16 protein-coding genes and 1 pseudogene are annotated in these 24,244 nt (G+C 57.6%); 1 reads left to right on the top strand and 16 read right to left on the bottom strand.

The features are described 5' to 3' along the window. The 14 genes and pseudogenes from KO536_RS14330 to pilM form a co-directional block, all read right to left on the bottom strand. A complete protein-coding gene (locus KO536_RS14330; RefSeq protein ID WP_133076787.1) occupies positions 1–489 on the bottom strand; it encodes a type II secretion system protein N in 489 nt (162 codons plus the stop codon). 101 nt (positions 490–590) lie between these two features. Further along, positions 591–1,103 carry a cytochrome b gene (locus tag KO536_RS14335; protein WP_219262179.1) on the bottom strand — a complete coding sequence of 171 codons (513 nt, stop codon included), beginning with the start codon at positions 1,101–1,103 and terminating at the stop codon, positions 591–593. Positions 1,104–1,176: 73 nt separating this feature from the next. Then, the gene (gbpA, locus tag KO536_RS14340) at positions 1,177–2,649 is read right to left on the bottom strand and encodes an N-acetylglucosamine-binding protein GbpA (protein ID WP_219262180.1); all 1,473 of its coding nucleotides are present in this window, start codon (positions 2,647–2,649) and stop codon (positions 1,177–1,179) included. 389 nt (positions 2,650–3,038) lie between these two features. Beyond that, positions 3,039–4,106, bottom strand: a complete 1,068-nt coding sequence (gene hemE / locus KO536_RS14345; protein ID WP_133076746.1) for a uroporphyrinogen decarboxylase — start codon at positions 4,104–4,106, stop codon at positions 3,039–3,041. Between the two features lie 235 nt (positions 4,107–4,341). Next, the gene (locus KO536_RS14350) at positions 4,342–5,760 is read right to left on the bottom strand and encodes an FAD-dependent oxidoreductase (RefSeq protein ID WP_219262181.1); all 1,419 of its coding nucleotides are present in this window, start codon (positions 5,758–5,760) and stop codon (positions 4,342–4,344) included. A gap of 33 nt (positions 5,761–5,793) precedes the next feature. Next, a complete protein-coding gene (gene gltB, locus KO536_RS14355) occupies positions 5,794–10,242 on the bottom strand; it encodes a glutamate synthase large subunit (protein WP_133076748.1) in 4,449 nt (1,482 codons plus the stop codon). Between the two features lie 332 nt (positions 10,243–10,574). Next, a complete protein-coding gene (locus KO536_RS14360) occupies positions 10,575–12,140 on the bottom strand; it encodes an AAA family ATPase (RefSeq protein WP_219262182.1) in 1,566 nt (521 codons plus the stop codon). Positions 12,141–12,150: 10 nt separating this feature from the next. Continuing rightward, on the bottom strand, positions 12,151–13,251 hold the full coding sequence (aroB, locus tag KO536_RS14365) for a 3-dehydroquinate synthase (protein WP_133076750.1): 1,101 nt from the start codon (positions 13,249–13,251) through the stop codon (positions 12,151–12,153). 147 nt (positions 13,252–13,398) lie between these two features. Beyond that, a complete protein-coding gene (gene aroK, locus KO536_RS14370) occupies positions 13,399–13,917 on the bottom strand; it encodes a shikimate kinase AroK (protein ID WP_133076751.1) in 519 nt (172 codons plus the stop codon). A gap of 4 nt (positions 13,918–13,921) precedes the next feature. Further along, positions 13,922–15,175, bottom strand: a pseudogene (locus KO536_RS14375) (type IV pilus secretin PilQ); the annotation flags it as partial. Between the two features lie 108 nt (positions 15,176–15,283). Next, on the bottom strand, positions 15,284–15,811 hold the full coding sequence (locus KO536_RS14380) for a pilus assembly protein PilP (RefSeq protein WP_219262184.1): 528 nt from the start codon (positions 15,809–15,811) through the stop codon (positions 15,284–15,286). Beyond that, positions 15,808–16,428, bottom strand: a complete 621-nt coding sequence (locus KO536_RS14385) for a type 4a pilus biogenesis protein PilO (protein ID WP_219262185.1) — start codon at positions 16,426–16,428, stop codon at positions 15,808–15,810. The genes KO536_RS14380 and KO536_RS14385 overlap by 4 nt, the downstream gene beginning before the upstream one ends. After that, positions 16,428–16,994 carry a PilN domain-containing protein gene (locus KO536_RS14390; protein WP_133076755.1) on the bottom strand — a complete coding sequence of 189 codons (567 nt, stop codon included), beginning with the start codon at positions 16,992–16,994 and terminating at the stop codon, positions 16,428–16,430. Before KO536_RS14390 ends, KO536_RS14385 begins: the two co-directional genes overlap by 1 nt. After that, positions 16,994–17,956, bottom strand: a complete 963-nt coding sequence (gene pilM / locus KO536_RS14395; protein WP_219262186.1) for a type IV pilus assembly protein PilM — start codon at positions 17,954–17,956, stop codon at positions 16,994–16,996. Before pilM ends, KO536_RS14390 begins: the two co-directional genes overlap by 1 nt. A 206-nt stretch (positions 17,957–18,162) precedes the next feature. Here pilM and KO536_RS14400 point away from each other — a divergent pair, with 206 nt between their 5' ends. Next, positions 18,163–20,586, top strand: coding sequence for a penicillin-binding protein 1A (locus tag KO536_RS14400; RefSeq protein ID WP_374105707.1), 2,424 nt, complete (start codon positions 18,163–18,165; stop codon positions 20,584–20,586). Between the two features lie 73 nt (positions 20,587–20,659). On the opposite strand, the gene KO536_RS14405 is transcribed toward KO536_RS14400, so the two are convergent. Beyond that, positions 20,660–22,690, bottom strand: a complete 2,031-nt coding sequence (locus KO536_RS14405; RefSeq protein WP_257622926.1) for a lipase family protein — start codon at positions 22,688–22,690, stop codon at positions 20,660–20,662. A 223-nt stretch (positions 22,691–22,913) separates the two neighbouring features. Beyond that, positions 22,914–24,182 carry a malic enzyme-like NAD(P)-binding protein gene (locus KO536_RS14410; RefSeq protein ID WP_019825268.1) on the bottom strand — a complete coding sequence of 423 codons (1,269 nt, stop codon included), beginning with the start codon at positions 24,180–24,182 and terminating at the stop codon, positions 22,914–22,916. Positions 24,183–24,244 lie beyond the last annotated feature (62 nt).

Below are 24,244 nucleotides of genomic sequence, written 5' to 3' on the forward strand. Positions count from 1 at the left end.
CTATGGTTGGCCAACAAGGGGCCGCAGATGGACTGAAGTGGCTAGCGGGTCAGGGCTGCCGGTAGCTGATGCAGGTAACACATGCCGACTGGCGGGCTTGAGCGTGAGGCGCTCTTCACGACCATTTCGCCACAGCACTACATGGCCAACCTCGACACGACGCAAAACGCTGCCACCGGGTAAAAGATCACCTACCGAGTAAAAGCGGCTGCCTTGTGCGCCAGCCAACAGCGCTTGAGACGGGCCTTGAGTCGATACAAAACTGGCCCGCAACTGCAAGGCTTCCGCGCTCGGCACCCAGGCAGCCTGGGTGTTCAGGCCCATCACCGTGGCAATGGCTTGGGCTTTAAAAGGCTGGGCCGCAGGCACAACCGGCGCACTGACAGGAGCAAACTCGCGGGCCGGGCCCAAGGCGTCGCGATACTGCAGTTCTTGCCATGCCAGATAACTGCCATAGACCAAAGGCAATACCAGCAGCCCCCCGCTCATTGCAGATGCCCCATAACGGCTAATCACGCGCTTAAAACTGTTCAAGACCGTCTCACCTGGGTGCCTTTGCAGTCCCGCCAGGCCCTGCAGTTAATTGTGCGTTACGAAAACATGCGTTTAATGATGGGTCGGCCTGCACAGTGGTGCTTGATCACCGCTGCCACATGCACACTCACCAACAACACCAATACTGCGCAGGCTTGTGTATGAATAAGGGCAAATAATTCATGCAATTGGCTGTTTTCCATGGGCGCTGGGAAACTCACAATATTAAAAAAACTGATCGGTACGTCCATCATCAAAACACCTGAAACCAGAACCGTTACAACCGTCAGATACAGCAGGGTATGGATAAAAAAAGCCAGCCATGGCACAAGATTATTAACGTCCACTGTAACCGGACAACCTCGACCAAAAGACACACAAAGCCTGAGTATAAAAACGGGTGTCAGCAGCAGCCCTAACGAAACATTCATGCTGCCAATAACTTGCTTATAACTGACTGCCTCAGCGACAAGCCCTATATAAAAACCCGACGCCATCAACCAAATAATCAACATTGCAGAGAACCCATGGAGCACTTTCTGCAATGTCGAGTAGTTAATAGTCTTCATCGAAGCTTATTCCCTGATCTCTTCAACAAACCGGGCTGTTCATGATAAACAGCCCGGTGTTGTTCAGGACTGCTTACTTCTCAGTCCATGCCATGTTCCAGTGCGAGCCGGTACCCGGTTCAAACTGAGTGGCTGTAGGCGAGTACTGTGCGCAGTAACCCGAAGCAGGCCACGGCTTGCACTCGTACACCTGGCCGTTTTTTGGCTGCAACACAGTGGTACCTGCCTTGTAAGCCTTGAAACCTTCAGGGTAGATGGCATCGTACTGCTGACCGCCACCTTCGCCGGTCAGGGTCAAGGTTTTCAACTCCTGAAAGTTTTCACGACCATCTGCACTGCTGGCAATCAGCTTCAAGGCGTGAGCACCCGGGGCGCTGCTGACGTCAACGCTCAACGGTGCAGTGGTCGCGTTCACGTTTTGCTTGGTGTAGCCCACTTGTTTGTTGGCTTCGTTGTAGACCGTCGCTTCAACTGTAAGGTTTTTGTTGGTCATCAGGGTCAAGCCAACAGCGCCTTTGCCTTTGTCCAATACGTACTCGGCGGCAACGTCATGCACGTGCATGTAGGCGGCCGGGTCTGGAATCATCTGGGTCAGCAACTGGTAGTTGGTGACACCGCTTTGGGCCTTGGCGTAGAAGGTATTGGCACCTTTGATTGGCTCAATGACGCCTTCTTCGTTGCGAATACCGGCACGTACCGACTTGTTGCTCGCGTTCACGGTTTGCGCCAACTTGTAGGACCAGTTTTCTGGCAAGCCTTCTGCTATGGAGTCGATGCCGATCGAGAAGCTGTATTCGGCACTTTCCGCACTGCCGGTAAAGGCTCGAGCCTTGACGGTGTCGCCTGGCAGCAATGAGTGAGTCGGCGTCAACGCTCCGACTTTGGTCCAGCCGTCAGGCGCTGCCCCTTCAGCGGTGATATTGACATCCACCACGTCGTAGAAAGCCGCCGCAGTGTCGTCTACTGTCCATGCTCCCAAAATCACGTGCTGACCCGTGCGGTCTGCCGGAATCACACAGGCGTGTTTTTTGGCTGCCGGGCCATTGCCGCCCGCTGCGCCATCGATGGGTACGCCACCGCCGCCTTCAACGCTGCAAAACGGGGTCGTATCAAAGTCATCGCGGGTGAGGGGCCGATTAGGGTTCCAATCGGTTTTGGTGATGAAGTATTCCCACTTGGTACTTTTATGGGCAGCGGTGTAGAACCAGCTGAATTCAATGTTGCGGTTCTTGATTTCGCTCAGATGCCAGCGGGTTGCAGACTGGGCATCCAGAGCCGAGAACATGGCATTGCCACCGCTCGGGATCTTGCCATCGGCAGGACCAAATGCCGGGAAGCCTTTAGGAGCTTCACCCACTGTTTGCGGTTCATATTCAGCTGGACCACAGTTGGTGTTCAGGGCCAAGCGACAGGCATACGCGCGTGACGGTGGCTCGTTCATATAACCATGTGCAACCGCCTGTTGTGACGCGAACAGTGACGCCAGTAGAGTCAGCGAAGATGCACACCCCATCAAAGCCCCAGACTTAGAAAGTGCAAATTTCATATAAGAGTTCCTTAGTTTTTATTAGGCAGCCGTTACGACCGCTATTTTTGGCACTGCATATTCGAACAACGCACGCAACATCACAAAAAACGATGACCGTTAAGTCATGACTTCAGCAAAGAAACATGTAGACATATTTAACCCCCACCAAAATCGACAATCCTTTGATGAACATGCCACCCCAAGTAATATTTTTTACTGAAACAAATAAAGCAATAGCGCTCGGATTTTACGGAGGCGTATCGAAATGTATGTAGGAAACTTCCTGCAAGGATGTAGGAGTATGAATTAGTTATTCAATAGCCATTGTCACAGTCACAACCCATAACTGATGCAAATAGCAGTCAAAAAAAACCCCGGCATTCGCCAGGGTTTTTTAAAAGTCGAGCTTACTCGTGATACTGCCCCGAGAACTCGTGCACCGCGCTGATGAAGGCGCCTGCGTGTTCCGGCTTCACTTCCGGGGTGATGCCGTGACCCAGGTTGAACACATGGCCCGAACCCTTGCCGTAGCTGGCCAGGATGCGCTTGACCTCGGTGCGGATTGCTTCCGGGTTTGCGTACAGCACGGTCGGGTCCATGTTGCCTTGCAGCGCAACCTTGTTGCCCACTCGCTTGCGGGCTTCGCCCAGGTCGCAGGTCCAGTCAAGACCCAGCGCATCGGCGCCAGCATCGGCAATGCTCTCCAGCCACAGACCACCGTTCTTGGTGAACAGGATGACCGGCACTTTGCGGCCTTCGTGCTCGCGGATCAGGCCGCTGACGATTTTGCGCATATAAGCCAGGGAGAACTCCTGGTACGCCGCAGACGACAGGTTGCCGCCCCAGGTATCGAAGATCTGCACCGCTTGCGCACCGGCCAGGATCTGCCCGTTGAGGTAAGAAGTGACCGACTGCGCCAGTTTGTCGAGCAACAAGTGCATGGCTTGCGGGGTGTCGTAGAGCATGGCCTTGGTTTTACGGAAGTCCTTGGAGGAGCCGCCTTCAACCATGTAGGTGGCCAAAGTCCACGGGCTGCCGGAGAAGCCGATCAGGGGCACGCGACCATTCAGTTCCTTGCGGATGGTGCTGACGGCGTTCATCACGTAGCCGAGGTCTTTTTGCGGATCGGGAATCGGCAACGCTTCGATGTCGGCCAGGGTGCTGACGACTTTTTTGAAGCGGGGACCTTCGCCGGTCTCGAAGTACAGGCCCTGGCCCATGGCATCGGGGATGGTCAGGATGTCGGAGAACAGGATGGCCGCATCCAGCTGCGGGAAACGGTCCAGAGGCTGCATGGTGACTTCACACGCGAATTCGGCGTTCTTGCACAGGCTCATGAAGTCGCCGGCCTTGGCGCGGCTGGCACGGTACTCCGGCAGGTAGCGACCGGCCTGACGCATCATCCACACAGGGGTTACGTCTACGGGTTGCTTGAGCAAAGCGCGAAGGAAACGGTCATTCTTGAGAACAGTCATGTCAGCATCCGGAAAAAAAGTGGGGGCATTTTCTCAGAGACGGACGCAAAAGGCACGGCAAGTGCCGTGCCTTTTATCTATCGGGGCGATTTGTCGCGGTTTAACCCACAAATACAATTTCCTGTCGCCGCTGCCGAAAGCTGCGAAAAGGGCCGGAGGACCTTCGCTCTTCAAGGAGAAGAGCGACCCCTTCGGGCTCGATCGCAGCCTGCGGCAGCGACTACAGGGGATCGGGTTACACGCCCAGGTAATCCATGATCCCTTCAGCCGCAGTACGGCCTTCGAAGATCGCGGTCACGACCAGGTCCGAGCCGCGCACCATGTCGCCACCGGCAAAAATCTTCGGGTGGCTGGTCTGGTGCTTGAATTTCGACTGCTCGGGCGCAATCACGCGGCCCTGGCTGTCGGTCTGGATGTCGAACTGCTCGAACCATGACGCCGGGCTTGGGCGGAAACCAAAGGCGATGATCACGGCGTCTGCCGGAATGATCTCTTCAGAACCCGGGATCGGCTCAGGGCTGCGTCGGCCACGGGCATCCGGCTCGCCGAGACGGGTCTCGACCACCTTCACGCCTTCAACCTTGCCTTCACCAACAATGGCAATCGGCTGACGGTTGTAAAGGAACTTCACGCCTTCTTCCTTGGCGTTCTTCACTTCTTTACGGGAGCCGGGCATGTTGGCTTCGTCACGACGATACGCACAGGTCACCGATTTGGCGCCCTGGCGAATCGAAGTCCGGTTGCAGTCCATGGCCGTGTCGCCGCCACCGAGTACCACAATCTTTTTGCCTTTCATGTCGACGAAGTCTTCCGGCGACTTTTCAAAGCCCAGGTTGCGGTTGACGTTGGCGATCAGGAAGTCCAGTGCATCGTGCACGCCTGGCAGGTCTTCACCGGCAAAACCACCTTTCATGTAGGTGTAGGTGCCCATGCCCATGAAGACGGCGTCGTACTCGGCCAGCAGCTGTTCCATGCTGATGTTCTTGCCGATTTCGGTATTGAGGCGGAACTCGATACCCATGCCGGTGAACACTTCGCGACGGTGGCTCAGTACGGTTTTCTCCAGCTTGAACTCCGGGATACCGAAGGTCAGCAGGCCGCCGATTTCCGGGTTCTTGTCGAAGACCACCGGGGTCACACCACCACGTACCAGCACGTCGGCACAGCCCAGGCCCGCAGGGCCCGCGCCGATAATGGCCACACGCTTGCCGGTCGGGACGACCTTGGACATGTCCGGGCGCCAGCCCATGGCGAACGCGGTGTCGGTGATGTACTTCTCCACCGAACCGATGGTCACTGCGCCAAAACCGTCGTTGAGGGTGCAGGCACCCTCGCACAGGCGGTCTTGCGGGCACACCCGGCCACAGACTTCGGGCAGGGTGTTGGTCTGGTGCGACAGTTCGGCGGCGGCGAGGATGTTGCCCTCGGCCACCAGTTTCAGCCAGTTGGGAATGAAGTTATGCACAGGGCATTTCCATTCACAGTACGGGTTGCCGCAACCCAGGCAGCGGTGGGCCTGCTCGGCCGACTGCTGGGGTTTGAAGGGTTCGTAGATTTCCACGAACTCTTTTTTGCGTTGACGTAACAGTTTCTTCTTCGGATCTTTGCGCCCGACATCGATGAACTGGAAGTCGTTACTCAGACGTTCAGCCATGGTTAAAACCTCATCAAACTTTTCAGGCGCATATCACTGCGGGTTGGCACGGATGCTGGAAAGCAACGATTTCAAGCTGGCAGCCTTGGGCTTGACCATCCAGAAACGACGCAGGTAATCATCGAGGTTTTCCGAGAGGTTGCGACCCCACTCGCTGTTGGTTTCCTCAACGTATTCGTCCAGCACGTGTTGCAGGTGATTGCGGTAGGCCTCCATCGCTTCACCACTGATCCGCTGGATTTCCACCAGTTCGTGGTTAACCTTGTCGACGAAGGTGTTGTCCTGATCCAGCACGTAGGCGAAACCGCCGGTCATGCCCGAGCCGAAGTTGTAACCGGTTTTGCCCAGTACGCAGACGAAACCGCCGGTCATGTATTCGCAGCAGTGATCGCCCGTGCCTTCAACCACGGTGTGAGCACCGGAGTTACGCACTGCAAAACGCTCACCCGCCGTACCCGCAGCAAACAGCTTGCCGCCGGTTGCGCCATACAGGCAGGTGTTGCCGACAATGGCGCTGTCCTGGGTTTTGTAGATGCTGCCCGCAGGCGGCACTATCACCAGCTTGCCGCCGGTCATGCCTTTGCCCACGTAGTCGTTGGCATCGCCTTGCAGGTACATGTGCAAACCACCGGCGTTCCACACGCCAAAGCTCTGACCTGCAGTGCCTTTGAAGCGGAAGGTGATCGGTGCTTTGGCCATGCCTTGGTTGCCGTGGGCACGGGCAATTTCACCCGAGATACGGGCACCGATCGAACGGTCGCAGTTGCAGATGTCGAGGTCGAACTCGGCACCGCTCATGTCGTTGATCGCTGAAGTGGCCAGTTCGACCATCTTCTCGGCCAGCAGGCCTTTGTCGAACGGAGGGTTGCGGTCGACCTGGCAGAACTGGGGTTTGTCCGCCGGGATGTGATCGCTGCCCAACAGAGGAGTCAGGTCCAGGTTGTGCTGCTTGGCGGTCTCGCCCTGCAGGATTTCCAGCAGGTCGGTACGGCCGATCAGCTCTTCGAGGGTGCGCACACCCAGCTTGGCCAGCCACTCGCGGGTTTCTTCGGCCACGTAGGTGAAGAAGTTGACCACCATGTCGACGGTGCCGATGTAGTGATTTTTACGTAGCGATTCGTTTTGGGTCGCAACGCCGGTGGCGCAGTTGTTGAGGTGGCAAATACGCAGGTATTTGCAGCCCAGTGCGATCATCGGTGCAGTACCGAAGCCAAAACTCTCTGCGCCCAGGATCGCAGCCTTGATCACGTCCAGACCGGTTTTCAGGCCGCCGTCTGTTTGTACCCGCACTTTGCCGCGCAGGTCGTTGCCGCGCAGGGTCTGGTGGGTTTCAGCCAGGCCCAGCTCCCACGGAGCGCCCGCGTACTTGATGGAGGTCAGCGGTGATGCACCGGTGCCGCCGTCATAGCCGGAGATGGTGATCAGGTCGGCGTAGGCCTTGGCCACGCCTGCGGCGATGGTGCCTACGCCTGCTTCTGCTACCAGCTTCACCGATACCAGCGCTTTCGGATTGACTTGTTTCAAGTCAAAGATCAACTGCGACAAATCTTCGATGGAATAGATGTCGTGGTGCGGCGGTGGCGAAATCAGGGTGACGCCCGGTACGGCGTAGCGCAGTTTGGCGATCAGGCCGTTGACCTTGCCGCCCGGCAGTTGCCCGCCCTCGCCCGGTTTGGCGCCTTGGGCAACCTTGATTTGCAGCACTTCGGCGTTGACCAGGTATTCCGGGGTCACGCCGAAACGGCCAGTGGCCACTTGCTTGATTTTGGAGCTTTTGATGGTGCCGTAACGTGCCGGGTCTTCGCCGCCTTCACCGGAGTTGGAGCGTGCGCCCAAACGGTTCATGGCTTCAGCCAGGGCTTCGTGGGCCTCTGGTGACAGGGCGCCCAGCGAGATACCGGCCGAGTCGAAACGCTTGAGAATCGAGTCCAGCGGTTCGATGTCGTCGATGGCCAGCGGCGTGTCGAGGGTCTTGACCTGGAACAGGTCGCGGATCATCGACACCGGACGCTTGTCGACCAGCGCGGTGTATTCCTTGAACTTGCTGTAGTCACCCTGCTGCACAGCGGCTTGCAGGGTAGCGACTACGTCCGGGTTGTAGGCGTGGTATTCGCCACCGTGCACGTACTTGAGCAGACCGCCTTGCTGGATCGGCTTGCGCGCACTCCAGGCCTCGGCTGCCAGCAGCTTTTGCTCGGCTTCAAGGTCGACGAAGCGTGCGCCCTTGATGCGGCTTGGCACGCCACGGAAGCTCAGGTCGCAGATTTCTTCGGACAGGCCGATGGCTTCGAACAACTGCGCACCGCGGTACGAAGCAATGGTCGAGATACCCATCTTCGACAGGATTTTAAGCAAGCCTTTGGTGATGCCTTTGCGGTAGTTTTTGAAGACCTCATAGAGGTCGCCCAGCACTTCACCGGTACGGATCAAGTCACCCAGTACTTCGTAAGCCAGGAACGGATAGACCGCCGAGGCGCCGAAGCCGATCAGCACCGCAAAGTGATGCGGGTCACGGGCAGTAGCGGTTTCAACCAGGATGTTGCTGTCGCAGCGCAGGCCTTTTTCGGTCAAGCGGTGATGCACGGCGCCCACAGCCAACGAGGCGTGAACCGGCAACTTGCCCGGTGCGATATGACGGTCACTCAGAACGATCTGGGTACGACCGGCGCGCGCGGCTTCTTCGGCCTGATCGGCGATATTGCGCACGGCCGCTTCAAGACCCACGCTCTCGTCGTAGTTGAGGTCGATGATCTGACGCTCAAAGCCCGGCAGGTCGAGGTTCATCAGCGAACGCCATTTGGCAGGCGAGATCACGGGCGAACTGAGGATCACACGGGAAGCGTGCTCCGGGGATTCCTGGAAGATGTTGCGCTCGGCACCGAGGCAGATTTCCAGCGACATGACGATGGCTTCACGCAGCGGGTCGATCGGCGGGTTAGTCACCTGCGCGAACTGCTGGCGGAAGTAGTCGTACGGCGTGCGAACACGCTGGGACAGCACGGCCATTGGCGTGTCGTCACCCATCGAGCCTACGGCTTCGTAGCCTTGCTCGCCCAACGGACGCAGCACCTGGTCGCGCTCTTCGAACGTCACCTGGTACATCTTCATGTATTGCTTGAGCTGATCAACGTCGTAGAACGCCGAACCGTGGTCGTTGTCTTCCATGGTCGCCTGAATGCGCAGGGCATTCTTGCGCAGCCACTGTTTGTACGGGTGGCGCGACTTCAAGCGGTTGTCGATGGAGTCGGTGTCCAGCACCTGACCGGTTTCGGTGTCCACGGCCAGGATCTGGCCCGGACCAACACGGCCTTTGGCGATCACGTCTTCTGGCTTGTAGTCCCACACGCCGATTTCAGAAGCGATGGTGATATAGCCGTTGGTGGTGGTCACCCAGCGCGCAGGGCGCAGACCGTTGCGGTCGAGCAGGCAGACAGCATAACGACCGTCGGTCATCACTACGCCAGCCGGGCCGTCCCACGGTTCCATGTGCATGGAGTTGTACTCATAGAACGCCCGCAGGTCGGGGTCCATGGTTTCAACGTTCTGCCACGCCGGTGGAATCAGCATGCGCACGCCACGGAACAGATCGATACCGCCGGTGACCATCAGTTCCAGCATGTTGTCCATGCTCGAGGAGTCAGAACCCACGCGGTTAACCAGCGGGCCGAGCTCGTCGAGGTCACCGATCAGGTCATTGGCGAACTTGGTGCGACGGGCCTGGGCCCAGTTGCGGTTGCCGGTGATGGTGTTGATCTCGCCGTTGTGGGCGAGAAAGCGGAATGGCTGGGCCAGCGGCCATTTCGGCAGGGTGTTGGTGGAGAAACGCTGGTGGAACACGCAAATTGCGGTTTGCAGGCGTTCATCGCTCAGGTCTGGATAGAAGGCGGTGAGGTCCGCCGGCATCATCAGGCCTTTATAAATGATGGTCTTGTGGGAAAAGCTGCAGATGTAGTGATCGGTGTCAGCGGCGTTGCTCACCGATGAACGGCGACGGGCGCTGAACAGTTTGATCGCCATGTCCTGATCGCTCAGGTTTTCGCCAGCGATGAACACTTGCTCGATCTGCGGCAAACGTTCCAATGCCAGACGGCCCAGAACGCTGGTATCGATCGGCACTTTGCGCCAGCCCACCAATTGCAGGCCCGCCGCGAGGATTTCGCGGTTCATGTTGTCGCGGGCCGCTTCAGCCTTGATCGGGTCCTGGTTGAAAAACACCATGCCGACGGCGTATTGCTTGGGCAAATCTGCGCCGAACTGTTCTTTGGCGGTTGCACGCAAGAACAGGTCAGGCTTTTGAATCAGCAGGCCACAACCGTCACCGGTCTTGCCATCTGCGTTGATCCCACCGCGGTGGGTCATGCAGGTCAGGGCTTCAATGGCGGTTTGCAGGAGGGTATGACTAGGCTCGCCCTGCATATGGGCAATCAGGCCGAAACCACAGTTATCCTTGAATTCATCGGGGTGGTACAGACCTGCTTTCATAGACACTTTCTCACCAGGCTGCCCCAAAAAGGGGCAAATTTCTTTTAATTCAACCACTTGCTCCCCGCGCTGAACGTACGCCAGCTTGGCAGGGGCAAAAGGGTGGTCATTCTACACACCGTCACATAGGCCCACAAATTTAACGGCGATTAACCGTAAGTTCGTGTCGCATTTATGAAAGGTTTAAAGCGATTGCTCGTGCTAGTCAAAACATTTTTGATGTCGACTGCTGCGCGGCGCAGACACCACAAGGCACACGGCTTGATAAGCCCGTATGCACAAGCAGGAATTTGATGTGCTAGAACGGCGACCTGGGTAAGGTCGCCGGATCATCAGCGAGCTGTAGCCAGCTCTTTTTGGACGCTGGCGACAGTGCGAGGCCAAGGTTTACCAGCCTGTGTCTTCGCTGGCAAGTTCTTGATTGCCGCGGTGGCTGCGGCATGGCTTGGGAAATTGCCGTAGGTGACGACGTACAGCGGCTTGCCGTTCAAGGACTTCTTGAAATAGCGAGCATCGCCGCCCAGTTCTTTAGCGACATTTTGCGCAGACGCTTCAGAGCTGGTGCCGACGATCTGCACCACATAGTTGTTGGCAGGCTGGCTGGAGTACCAGCTGCCGCCCGGTGCGGCCTTGGCAACAACGACCGGCTTCTCGACTGGCTTGACCACCGGCTTGGCTGCCGGGGCTGGGGCCGGAGCAGGCTTGGCGACAGGGGCAGGCGCTGGCTTGGCCGTAGCCACGGTTGGCGCCGGGGTCGCCACTGGCGCAGGGCCCGATGGCACGCCAACCGGTGGCGCCGTGGTGGTGACGGTTGGCGGCGAAGCTACACCGCCGTCGACCGCAGGCACACCGCCATCGTCACCCTCAGGCATATCACCGGCCGCTTCGGCCAACGGACCACGCATCACCGGTTGGGATTGCCCCACCAGCGGCAATGGCATCGGCTGCGAAGAGCCAGCGAAATCAACAGACGGCTTGGCGCCGCCATTTGGAGCGGCCTGCCCCAGTTGTGTCTGTTCGGCACCCGGCGCGACTGGCGCCTTGCCACGGCCAGGAATCAATACAGCAGCAGCGACAGCCACTACCACTACTGCACCAATGGCCAATACGTGTTTCTTCGGCATCTTGAACCCCATACTTGGACGCTTGACCGCTGAGCGGCTGGCAATCATGGCTTCGATCATTGCATCGCGGGCGACCTGGTTGATAGTGCCAGGCCAGCCTTCGGAGCTCTCGTGTATATCTGAGATCTGCTGAGCGCTAAAGAGTTCGATTCCTGCCCCAGCACCTTCGAGGCGCTGAGCCAGATACTCACGGGTTTCATCGAGGGTATACGGCTGCAATTCGATGACATGAAAACGTTCTTCATCCGGGCTCAACTGCTCCAGCCCGGCAATCATCGACGGCTCACCGAACAGGAACACATGCGGACGGCCTTCCGGCGCTCCCGCAGCCAGCGCCAGCAATGCTTCCAGTGCCGACTCGTCCAGCTGCTCGGCGTCATCGACCAACAAGTAGACTTCTTGTCCGGTCAGTGCCAATTGCACGACTTGGGCCAGAATGGAGCCGACATCGGGGCGTGCAACATTCAGGGTCTGTGCCACCTGGTGCAGAATGCCAGCCGCATCGCCAGCACCCCGCGCAGAAACCACAACACTCTGCACAGACTGTTTGTTGGTGCTCGCGACCAGCGCCTGGCGCAGCAAGGTTTTACCGCTGCCCTCAGGCCCGGTAACCACCAGCAACAACTGGCTGTAGCGGGCAAGGTGATGCAACTGCCCCAGCACCGGCTTGCGCTGGGCAGGGAAAAACTTGAAGCCCGGCACCCGTGGCGCAAAAGGGTCGTGGTTGAGCTGGAAGTGACCGAGGAACGCCTCGTCGGCATGCAAACTAGTCATCGGGATCTTATTAACCTTTAAGCTGAGCCAGCGCGCGGTAATCCGCACCCAGCGTGGCTTGGAGAACCTCGTGTGGATAATCGTCAGTCACCGTGGCTTCGCCCAGACGACGCAACAGCACCAGCCGCATGCGGCCGTCGATCACTTTCTTGTCAACCGCCATGTGCTGCATGAAGTCGGCTGGCGTCATTTCGCCGGGCGGCACTACTGGCAAACCGGCGCGCTGAAAAATTCGAATGCCGCGATCACGCTCTGCATGGCTGATCCAGCCCAGGCGGGCGGACATTTCCAGAGCCATTACGGTGCCAGCGGCTACCGCTTCACCATGTAACCATACGCCGTAGCCCATATGGGTTTCGATGGCATGGCCAAAGGTGTGACCGAGGTTGAGGGTGGCACGTACCCCCGTTTCGCGTTCATCGGCACCCACCACTTCAGCCTTGGCGGCGCACGAACGCTGGATCGCAGCGGTCAGGGCGACCTGATCCAGCGCACGCAACGCGTCCATGTTGTCCTCAAGCCAGGTCAGGAACGGCTCATCGCAAATCAGGCCGTACTTGATGACTTCTGCCAGCCCTGCAGACAATTCGCGGGCCGGGAGAGTGTTGAGGGTCTGGGTGTCGATCAGTACCAGGTTGGGCTGATAAAAAGCACCGATCATGTTCTTGCCCAGCGGGTGGTTGATCCCGGTTTTGCCGCCCACCGACGAATCGACCTGAGACAGCAAGGTGGTCGGCACCTGGATGAAATCAACACCGCGCTGGTAACAGGCAGCGGCAAAACCCGCCATGTCACCCACCACGCCGCCGCCCAAGGCAATCACCGTGGTGCGCCGATCGTGGCGAGCCGTGAGCAGGCCGCTGAAAATCAGCTGCAGGGTTTCCCAGTTTTTGAATGATTCGCCATCGGGCAGGACAATCGGCACTACCGAGTACTGCGCGAGGCTGCGCGTCAGGCGCTCAAGATAGAGGGGTGCGACCGTTGCATTGGTCACAATGGCCACTTGGCGACCCGCGATATGGGGGGCCAGCAACTGCGGCTGATCCAACAAACCTTCGCCAATATGAATCGGGTAGCTACGCTCGCCTAGATCAACCTTCAGTGTCTGCATGAATCCCCGCGTTGAAACAGGTCACCGGCGACCTGCTTCGCAATTATCAAGTGATGGTCGCCTCTTTTCTGACACGACCCGATAGCCTTTGCTGGCGCCGAGGATAGCGCATTTCGTACCGCACTTTAATGGTCCAGCACAGCGGTCTTACCGAGGAGCAAGCTGCGCCAGTCGCTCGAGAATATCCAGAACCACCATGCGAGGCGGTCGCTCATCGGTTTCGACCACCAGATCAGCGATTTCCCGATAGAGGGGATCGCGAATGGCCAGCAAGTCGCGCAGGATTTTTTCCGGGTTTGCGTTGCGTAGCAAAGGCCGATTGCGGTCACGTGAGGTACGCGCAACCTGCTGCTCGATGGAAGCATGCAAGTAAACCACTCGTCCGCCATTGCGCAACGCCTGGCGGTTTTCCGCACGCATGACGGCACCACCACCGGTCGCCAGCACGATGCCATTTTCATGACACAGTTCGACAATCATGGCCGTTTCACGGTCACGAAAGCCGGGCTCACCTTCTTTGTCGAAGATCCACGGGATATTGGCACCCGTGCGCACTTCAATTTCCTTATCGGAATCTTTGAACGGCAGGTGCAACTCTTTGGCCAGCAAACGTCCGATGGTGCTTTTTCCAGCCCCCATTGGCCCAACAAGAATCAAATTTCTCACAGAATCAATGACTCACAGCAATCGCCTGGTTGTTCATGATACGCGGAGTCAGGAACACCAGCAGTTCGGATTTTTTTTCCAGGACAACGTCTCTACGGAAAAGTCGGCCAACATACGGCAGATCTCCTAAAAATGGCACTTTATCTACTACTTTGCTCTGAGTATTTGAGAACACTCCCCCAATCACGATGGTTTCACCGTCCTTGACCAGCACCTTGGCCCGGACCTCATTCTTCTTGATTGGCGGCACATCATGGACCCGGTTCATGTAATCGGGCTCGTCCTTGGTTACGACGACCTCCATGATGACGCTGTTGTCAGGGGTTATTTGCGGTGTCACCTCCAGGGACAACGAGGCCTCCTTGAACGATACCGATGTGGCACCGCTTGAGCTGGACTCTTGATAGGGAATTTCAGTGCCCTTGAGGATTTTGGCGGTTTCCTTGTCGGAGGTAACTACTTTGGGCTGAGAGATGATTTCACCGTTGCCGGTTTTTTCCATGGCTGCCAGCTCCAGGTCCAACAACACATTGTTGGTGATAAAGGCGATGCCCAGCCCTGAGGTATTACCCGAAACGCCCAGATCCACAAAGGGCGCGCTCAGATCGCCGGGCACTGCCCCTGATGCAGGCGCGCGGGTAATACCGCCCGCACTCCAGTGGCCTTCGTTGCGCAGGGTGCCACCCCAACGAACCCCCAGGCTTTTCTCATAGTCCACACCCGCCTCAACAATTCGGGCTTCGATCATCACCTGACGTACCGGCACATCCAGCTGAGCCACGAGGCGGCGCAACTCCTCCAGCCGCTCACCAGACTCAAAGGCAATTATGTTATTGGTGCGCTCATCCACGGCGATTGTGCCCTGCCCGTCAACGTCGGGCTGAGCACCGGTCACAGACTGGAACAATTTGGCAATATCTGCAGCCTTGGCGTAATTGACCTGCACCAGCTCTCTGCGCAAAGGCGCAAGGCGGGCCAGTTGATTGCGGGCCTCAAGTTCATGACGCTCGCGAGCCGCGATGTCTTCAGAGGGCGCGATCAACAGCACATTACCCTCAAGGCGCTTGCCCAGACCCTTGCTTTTAAGCACCAGATCCAGCGCCTGATCCCACGGTACGTCCTGCAGGTTCAGGGTAATGCTGCCCTGTACGGCGTCGCTGACCACCACATTGAACCCCGTGAAATCTGCCAGTAGCTGAAGCACTGCGCGCACTTCGACCTCCTGAAAGTTCAGGGACATTGTTTCGCCGACATACGAAGAGGGGATGACTGTGGCCTGGGCAGCCGCCAGCGTTGACTGCGAATTCAGCGCACTCCATAGCGCCAGTACGCAGACCGGTAAAATCCTTTTCATGGTATTTATCCGTTAAGAGTGTTGCTTTAAAGGGATCGTCAGGGACCTTTCCAACCAGCCGCCCCGACCATCGGAAATCACTTCAAACACTTCAACCTGGGTCACGTCCACCGAAGCAATCTGGCCATTGTTGCGCCCCAGGTAATCACCTACTTTCAAACGGTGGATGACACCGTTAACCCGTAGCAATGCGTTGGTTTCCAGATCATTGGACAGCGTCCCGACCATCTCGAATTGCTCAAGATCGAAGCCTTCCAGAAACTGACGTGCCCGGTCACCGTCAAGCTCGTCACCGACGAGGCTGACCTGCCAATTGCCAGCCCCGCCCCTGGGCACGGCCTGAAAAGGATTGCGCAGCGTCAACGCGTCATAGGTGAACACGTGCGCTGCATTGATTTCCGGAAGAGGCTCAATGGCCTCACCCGGGTGCACCTGAGCGGTCTGCAAATACCTTTGCAGATCAACGGTACCCTGCGGGCCATCGCACCCCGCCAGGGTCGCCAGCAATCCAGCGCCAAACAGTCGAAAACAGACGCTCATGGGATCAGTCCTTGATCGTGGGTGCGGTAGGCCCTGGCCAGCAGCGTCATGCGTAACTGGCCGCTACCTGAGCTGTTGAGCGGAGCAAGTGCGAAATCATGAAGGGTGACTATGCGTGGCAGGCTCGCCATGGCGCTGACGAAGAGCCCCAACTCGTGGTACCCACCGGCGAGAGTCATCTGCAGGGGCAGTTCGGCATAGAACGGCTGAAGGACTTCGGGCAACCACTCAATATGCTCGACCACCAGGCCGTTGAGGTGACTCAGTCGCGAAATCTCATCCAGCAAACCGGGCACTTGCGCCTGGGCAGGGAGTTGTTCGAGCAATACGCCAAAGGCGGCTTCCAGCCCTTGCATTTGCTTCAAGTAGGCATCCAGGTTCGCAACCTGGGCAACCCTGGATTCAAATTCGGTCTTTAGTCTGGCTTGAGCTTCATGCTGCAATTGCAACCGGGCAAGCGAGGGCTGCAACAGCAACGGATACCCCAGCGTCAGGATCATGCCCAACCACGCCAGCGCGACGAGGTTTTTGCGTTTTGGCGACCAGACTCCCGGATGCCCGAGGTCCAGCTCCCGAAGGTCAAAGCTGCGCAGGCTGTGTAGCCACTGCGCGGCCATCACAACGCCCCCGCAGCGGGTGTATGCCGGGCCTCGCGCACCGTCAGTTGAAACTGACGCTCTGGCCCGCCGGCATGGGCAGGATCGGCCTTGACGTCATTGAGCTCGGGCGTTTCCAGCCAGTGTGAAGCATCCAGATTGCGCATCAATTGCGCGACGAGGGTATTGGACTGGGCAACCCCCGTGATGACTATTGTGCCCTCGGTCATTTTCACGTCAGTGAAGTGCACGCCTTCGGGCAAGCTGCGCGCCAATTGCTCCAGAATAATCCCGCTGCTCGATCGGCTGCTCTGCAGCGCCCCGATTGTTTGCATACGCTCAAGCAATTGCTCGCGGCGTACTTTCAACTGATCGATTTGCTCCGCACGGCCGTCCAGCTGGAACGTGGCACTGCGGATCAAGTCATTGCGCTCCAGCTGCTGCTCTACCAGGTTGTCGATAAACTGGTCAGCAGCAAACAATCCGGCCACTGTTCCCACCGACAGGACTGCCAGCACCATCAAAAACCGCTTGCGCCGCTTTTCACGCAACAACGCGCGCCAGGGCAACAAATTGATTCTCGCCATCAATCAAACCCCCTCAAGGCCAGACCGCAGGCAGTCAACAACACAGGAGCATCGCAGAGCAAGGCTTCAGGTGCGAGCCCAGGCTCAACGTTCATGCCCATAAAGGGATTGGCGGCGCGTACAGGCCTTCCGAGCCGGGCTTCAACCCACTGACTCAGCCCCGGAGTCGCTGCCGCCTTGCCAGCCAATATGATCATGTCGATCGTGCCTTCAACGCCGGACTGAAAAAACAGCTCCAGCCCGCGCTCCAGATGCCCGGACACCCTGCTTTCGAATCCGTGCGCCTCTGTGTCTCCGTGCTCAGGGAGCAACTCGCGGTAGTAAACAACCTGCCCTTGGTACACAACGCTCAACAGCGCTGCATGGGTTGCAAGGTCGAGTACTGCCACTGCACCTTGCAGCGCCATGCCCGCTGTCATTGCCTCAACCCCGCACGCCAGGGCATGGGCCTGGACAGCAACCACCCGAGGGGTCAGGCCTGCGCCGGTCAAGACCGAACGATGCCACTCAAGAGCCTCTTGGCGGCACGCCGCCATCTGCACGCGGACCCGTCCGGGATGGGTCGATGAAACGTCTTCAACCTCGAAATCAAGCGCCACGTCATCCAGCGCATAAGGAATGTATGGCTCCGTTTCCAGTCGTACATGAAGTTCAAGCTCGACTTCATTCAAACCCGCCTCGATCTCCAGGGTTTTGCAGATGACTTGCCCATCAGGCATCCCGACAATCGCATCACGGGTCACAGCGGCAGCTTTTTCCAGCGCCCCGAGGAGCACTCGAACGACACTTTTGGACTCGGCGCCGGTCTGAAGTTCCGTAAGCCCGGCTGGCAGCGGTTCTATGGCATAACCCTGGAGCTTGAGCCGGCCCTGGGAGCGGCTCAGTTCGACGATTTTGATTGCTTGCTGGCTGATATCAACGCCGAGACAGCGATGGCGTGTTCTGGGAAGAAATCCGGGCACTTTTGTTTTCCCTAATGCAATCCGTAACTTACGGAGGGTAAAAAATGAGATCCGTTCAAAACCTGTTCTGACATGCGGCTCATGACGCCCATGAGCGAAAAATGCTTATAATGCCGTGCGTTTTTTTCCGTATCGTCGACCCGGCGCAGCTGCGCACTACCCTGACGTGCAAACCCATTTCTTAATCTGGAAATCCAAAAGCCTTGATTCGTCTGCTGAAGTTTTTCGGGTGGTCTTTCGTTGCTGTGTTCTGCGGGCTGTTGCTCGTGTTGAGCGGCGCGTTTCTCTATCTTAGTCCTGGCTTGCCGTCCGTAGAGTCGTTGAGAAGCATCCAGTTGCAGATTCCTTTGCGGGTCTACACCAGCGACGGAAAGTTGATCGCAGAGTTTGGCGAAATGCGCCGCTCTCCAATCAAGTTCGCCGACATTCCCCCCAATTTCATCAATGCCCTGCTCTCTGCAGAAGATGACAACTTCGCCAATCATTACGGGGTTGATCCCAGTAGCCTGATGCGTGCCGCTACCCAACTGGTAAAAAGCGGACACATACAATCAGGTGGCAGCACCATCACCATGCAGGTGGCGAAGAACTATTTCCTGTCCAGCGAGCGCAGCTTTTCGCGCAAAACCAACGAGATCCTGCTGGCACTGGAAATCGAACGCGAACTGACCAAGGACGAAATCCTTGAGCTGTATGTGAACAAGATTTACCTGGGCAACCGCGCTTACGGCATCGAAGCCGCTGCGCAGGTTTACTACGGCAAGTCGATCCGCGACCTGAGCCTGGCGCAGATGGCCATGATTGCCGGCCTGCCCAAGGCCCCTTCGCGCTTTAATCCACTGGCCAATTCGGTACGCAGCAAAGAGCGCCGCGACTGGATCCTGGGCCGCATGTACAAGCTGGGCAAGATTGATCAGGCCAGCTACGAAGCTGCTGTCGCAGAGCCCGTAAACGCCAGCTACCACGTGCCAACCCCGGAAGTGAGCGCGCCTTACATCGCTGAAATGGCCCGGGCCGAAATGGTCGGACGCTATGGTAGCGAGGCTTACACCGAAGGTTTTCGCGTCACAACAACGGTGCCAAGCGACCTTCAGGAGCTCGCCAACACTGCAGTTCACGAAGGTCTGATTGCCTATGACCAGCGCCACGGCTATCGAGGCCCCGAGTCGCGCCTGCCGGGCAAGACCCTGGCCGTCTGGACTCAAGAGCTGGCCAAGCAACGGGCAATCAGCGGCCTGGAGCCTGCAATCGTGACCCAGGTCGACAAGGACGGCCTGCAAGTGCTGACCCGCACCGGCGAAGTTCACGTTTCCTGGAACACCATGAAATGGGCACGCAAGTTCCTCAATACCAACAGCATGGGCCCAATGCCCAAGCAGCCTTCGGATGTCGCTCAGGTCGGCGACCTGATTCGCGTGCAGCCGCAGACCGATGGCAGCTACAAGTTCAGCCAGGTGCCCACCGTACAAGGTGCGCTGGTATCCCTGGACCCGAACAACGGCGCTATCCGCTCACTGGTGGGAGGCTTTGCCTTCGAGCAGAGCAACTACAACCGTGCGATGCAAGCCAAACGCCAGCCAGGCTCAAGCTTCAAGCCTTTCATTTACAGCGCCGCGCTGGATAACGGCTACACCGCCGCCACTCTGGTGAACGATGCACCGATCGTGTTTGTCGACGAGTACCTGGACAAGGTCTGGCGTCCAAAGAACGACACCAACACCTTCCTCGGCCCGATTCGCGTGCGAGAGGCCCTGTACAAATCTCGCAACCTGGTCTCGATCCGCTTGCTGCAAAGCCTGGGTGTCGACCGCACCGTCGACTACATCAGCAAGTTTGGCTTCAACAAGCAGGACCTGCCGCGCAACCTGTCGCTGGCCTTGGGAACTGCAACCCTGACGCCTATGGAGATCGCTACCGGCTGGAGCACGTTCGCCAACGGTGGTTACAAAATCACGCCGTATCTGATCGACAAGATCGAAAGCCGCAACGCCGAGACCCTGTTCGTGGCCAACCCGCCAAGCGTGCCCAAAGCCGCAGGCAAGGATGTGCCGCCAGAAGCTGCAGCGCTGACCATCGACACCATCAATGCAGCACCCGGCCTGCCTACCGTCGAGACGCAAGCGGTGGCCGAACGCATTGTTGACGGCCGCACCACTTACATTCTCACCAGCATGCTGCAGGACGTGATCAAGCTCGGTACTGGTCGCCGCGCCCTGGCGCTGGGACGCACCGACCTGGCGGGTAAAACCGGTACGACCAACGAGTCCAAGGATGCATGGTTCTCAGGCTACAACGCCGATTACGTGACTACCGTATGGACCGGCTTTGACCAACCTGAAAGCCTCGGCCGTCGGGAATATGGTGGCACCGTAGCCCTGCCGATCTGGATGACCTACATGGGTGGCGCGCTCAAGGGCAAGCCGGCTCATACGTTGCCTGAACCCGAAGGCATCCTCAGCTTGCGTATTGACCCGTTAAGTGGCCGTATCGCTTCCCCTGGAACGCCAGGCGCCTACTTTGAGCTGTTCAAGAGCGAAGATACGCCGCCGACCAACAGCGAACTGGGCAACAGCGTAGCGCCTGGCAGCCCGCTGCCGGCAGATGATGGGGCTCCAATAGATCTCTTCTGACGAAGAGAGCAGCGAGCGCTTAGCTACAAGTTGCAGGTGAAGAGCGGTTGTTCACGTGTAACTTGTAGTTTGCTCAAGCGAGCATGTACTTCAAGGAACCAGTCCCGTCGAGCATCTCAGCTACCGGCGCCATGGCCAGCTGATCGATACGGGTACTTTCGGCGTGTGCCTCCCAGCGCGCCAGGCTTTCGGTCAGGACATCGCAGTGCTGCGCGAACCCTCCATATACATCTCTGCGACTGGGCACCCTGAACCTCAATTGGTATAGCCCCTCGCGGGTTTTCTGGACGTTGCCCATCTCGCGCATCAACAGATTCATGACTCGTACCTGCTGTTCAAATACACCGTCGGCCCGCGTCATTACCTCACGGTAGTGAGCCCGCAGTTGTTGGGCGACGTGTTCAAGTGCCTGATCCACAAACAGTACTTCACGCTCCGTCACCAGCGAGCAATGGGCATTCAGCGCTTGCTGGCTTCGACGCAGAACCGCCCAACTGCTCGGAATGTAACTGTCGACCATGAACTGCTGGCCAACGTCGACCCGTTGCTTGAGCAGCCCATCGGATTCTGGCACGCCGATTTTTTGCTCAAGCATCGCGTGACTCACAGCATGCTGGGTGACGGTATCGCTCAACGGCCCCCACATCACATGCGACACCTGCCCCTGACCAAACTCCACCGGCATGAAGTGACGCAAGGTTCCGTGATGCTGATAAGGCTCCCCAAGCAATTGGCTCAGGCCTGCCACAAACACCCCAAAACCTGCAGGCACATTCGTAAAGCTGAGCACCGAACCTGCGCGATAAGCCGATAACGGGCTGTTCATCCAGCTTCCAGGGACACTGGGGATCGAGTCGTGATGGTTGACCATGCGCTGATGCACCAGCCCACTGGCTGCATTGACGAAGGCCCCATCTGCTGCACGAGGGGCTCCATAGGTGTAGAGCCGTACGTCGCAAGCCCGGCGCAAACGCAGCATCTGCGCAAGGATCAAACCAATTGCCCCTCCCTGGCTGTGACCGCAGACCAGTACTTTTTGCCCGGCATGGAATTTATCCAGATAAGCATCAACAAGCTCAAACGCCTGCCGTGCAGCTTCGTAAAAACCGCCATGCACCTTTCCCTCGCCTTCTTCAAACGGCACTTGAGGGGCATCGGCATCCTGCAAGAGGTCGGACCAGGAGCAGGTGCCTCGAACAGCAATCAAAATGACTTTGTCGTTATGGGTCACAAAGGTTTGTGCACTTGTACCTTTTGATCCAAAACGAATATCACCGCGAAAATGCACACTGGCCGGAGTCTGCTGATCCGCCCCACCAAGAGGGTTATTGACCGGATACAGCACAGGGTCAAAAGGAACAATTTCCAGTCGTCTGGAGTACGCCACCTCTTCATACAGCGGGTAATAGGACTTGGCTTGCTCCGGGCTGACCTGCCAGTCCCCCATGCTCAACTCCGCACAGGGCGTGGTCACTCGCGACTTGCCTGTGGCGTGCTCGAAAGGACAATTGCTCAACGTGGCCATCAATGCCAACTGGTAAAGATTCAGCGCGCAAAACTGCGAATCGGTAGACAGCAACGGGCACAAGGCTCGCAAGGGCCGAACTTCCAGCAAGGCATGACGACCGACCGCCAGGGATACCCCAAGTGGGCCGCGTTCAAGGGGGTGGTGACAATCGACCATAGGCGGCAAGTGCGAAACATGCTCGACAAGGTGTCGGACCTCAACCTGGAAGTAATCGGTACAGGCATCGATAGGTAGCGGTTTATGCTGCGTGCGGGCGCCGCTTTTATTGAGGTATCGGGTGTGCTCGGCCCTGACCTGAAGCTCGGTAATCTTGAGGGGGTAATGCTTGCGATGGATTAGCCGCGAATACACATCATTGCGACCGCTATATAACTGCCTGAACGTGATGGCAACTGGCTCTACAAGATGATTGCCAACCTCACCGCCTCCAGTGGCATCCAGATGGCCGCTGTGCTTCTTTCCTTCCCTGTCTACGAGCTCATAGACCAACCCTGCATAGGGCTCACCTGCGCCTCGCTCGTCAATCAATTGAAAACTGGTCCTGCTATTACGCTTCTGACGTGAGGGCGTGAACATCCGTGATTCCTATAGGCACAGAGGGCAAACTTCAGAAAAAAGCACCCTTAAAATAAAGGAGTGACGCTAACGGATGATCGCGGGACTTTATGTAAGAAAGATCCTATTTTTTATGTGGAATAATCCCGTCTTCCTACGAGTTGATAAATGATCCAGCCCTGCAAAAACTAAAAAGCCCCGACGCTTTGCAGCGCCGGGGCTTGAGTTGACACGCTACACGGGTTTAGCCGTTGAAGACGTCATCAACGCTTTTGAGCGGGTAGTTCTTCGGGTATGGCAGGGTTGCAACACCGGTCTCGATAGCCGCTTTGGCAACTGCGTCGGAGATCAGGGTGATCAGGCGCACGTCCATTGGTTTCGGGATGATGTATTCACGACCGAATTCCAGCTTGATGCCGCCGTAGGCGTCACACACTTCTTGTGGCACTGGCAGTTTGGCCAGTTCACGAAGCGCATTGGCCGCTGCGATTTTCATTTCTTCGTTGATGCGCTTGGCGCGAACGTCCAGAGCACCACGGAAGATGAACGGGAAGCCCAGTACGTTGTTGACCTGGTTCGGGTAGTCCGAACGACCGGTGGCCATGATCACGTCGTCACGGGTGGCGTGAGCCAGTTCCGGCGAGATTTCCGGATCAGGGTTCGAGCACGCGAACACGATCGGGTTAGGTGCCATGCGCAGCAAGTCTTCAGCGCTCAGCAGGTTCGGACCCGACAGGCCAACGAACACGTCTGCGCCGTTCATGGCGTCAGCCAGGGTGCGCTTCTCGGTTGCGTGGGCGAATACCGCCTTGTACTGGTTCAGATCGTCACGGCCGGAGTGGATCACGCCGGTGCGGTCGATCATGTAGATGTTTTCGATGGTTGCACCCATGCTCACCAGCAACTTCATGCAGGAGATGGCTGCTGCACCGGCGCCCAGGCAAACGATCTTGGCGTCAGACAGGGTCTTGCCAGCGATTTCCAGGGCGTTGATCATGCCGGCCGCGGTCACGATAGCGGTGCCGTGCTGGTCATCGTGGAATACAGGAATATCGCACTGCTCGATCAGAGCACGTTCGATCTCAAAGCACTCAGGTGCCTTGATGTCTTCGAGGTTGATGCCGCCGAAGGTGATGGAGATGCGTTTTACGGTGTCGATGAAAGCCTGTGGGCTCTCGGAGTCAACTTCGATATCGAATACATCGATACCGGCAAAGCGCTTGAACAACACGCCTTTGCCTTCCATAACAGGCTTGGAGGCCAATGGGCCGAGGTTACCCAAGCCCAGAATAGCGGTGCCATCGGAAATCACGGCTACCAGGTTGCCTTTGCCAGTGTATTTGTAGGCAAGTTCAGGGTCGCGGGCGATTTCGCGTACTGGTTCGGCTACACCCGGGCTGTAAGCCAGCGCTAGATCGCGGGCTGTAGCGGTAGGTTTGGTGAGCTCGACACTCAGTTTCCCTGGACGGGGCTGGGCATGGTATTCGAGAGCGGCGGTTTTCAAATCAGACATGTGGGCATTCCGCTTTTTTGCTGTTGGACAGACGAATCGCCGAGCATACGCGTGTCGCAAAG

Origin of the sequence: Pseudomonas sp. NKUCC02_KPG (assembly GCF_019345465.1) — a bacterium.
In the GTDB taxonomy this organism is placed as follows: Bacteria; Pseudomonadota; Gammaproteobacteria; order Pseudomonadales; family Pseudomonadaceae; genus Aquipseudomonas.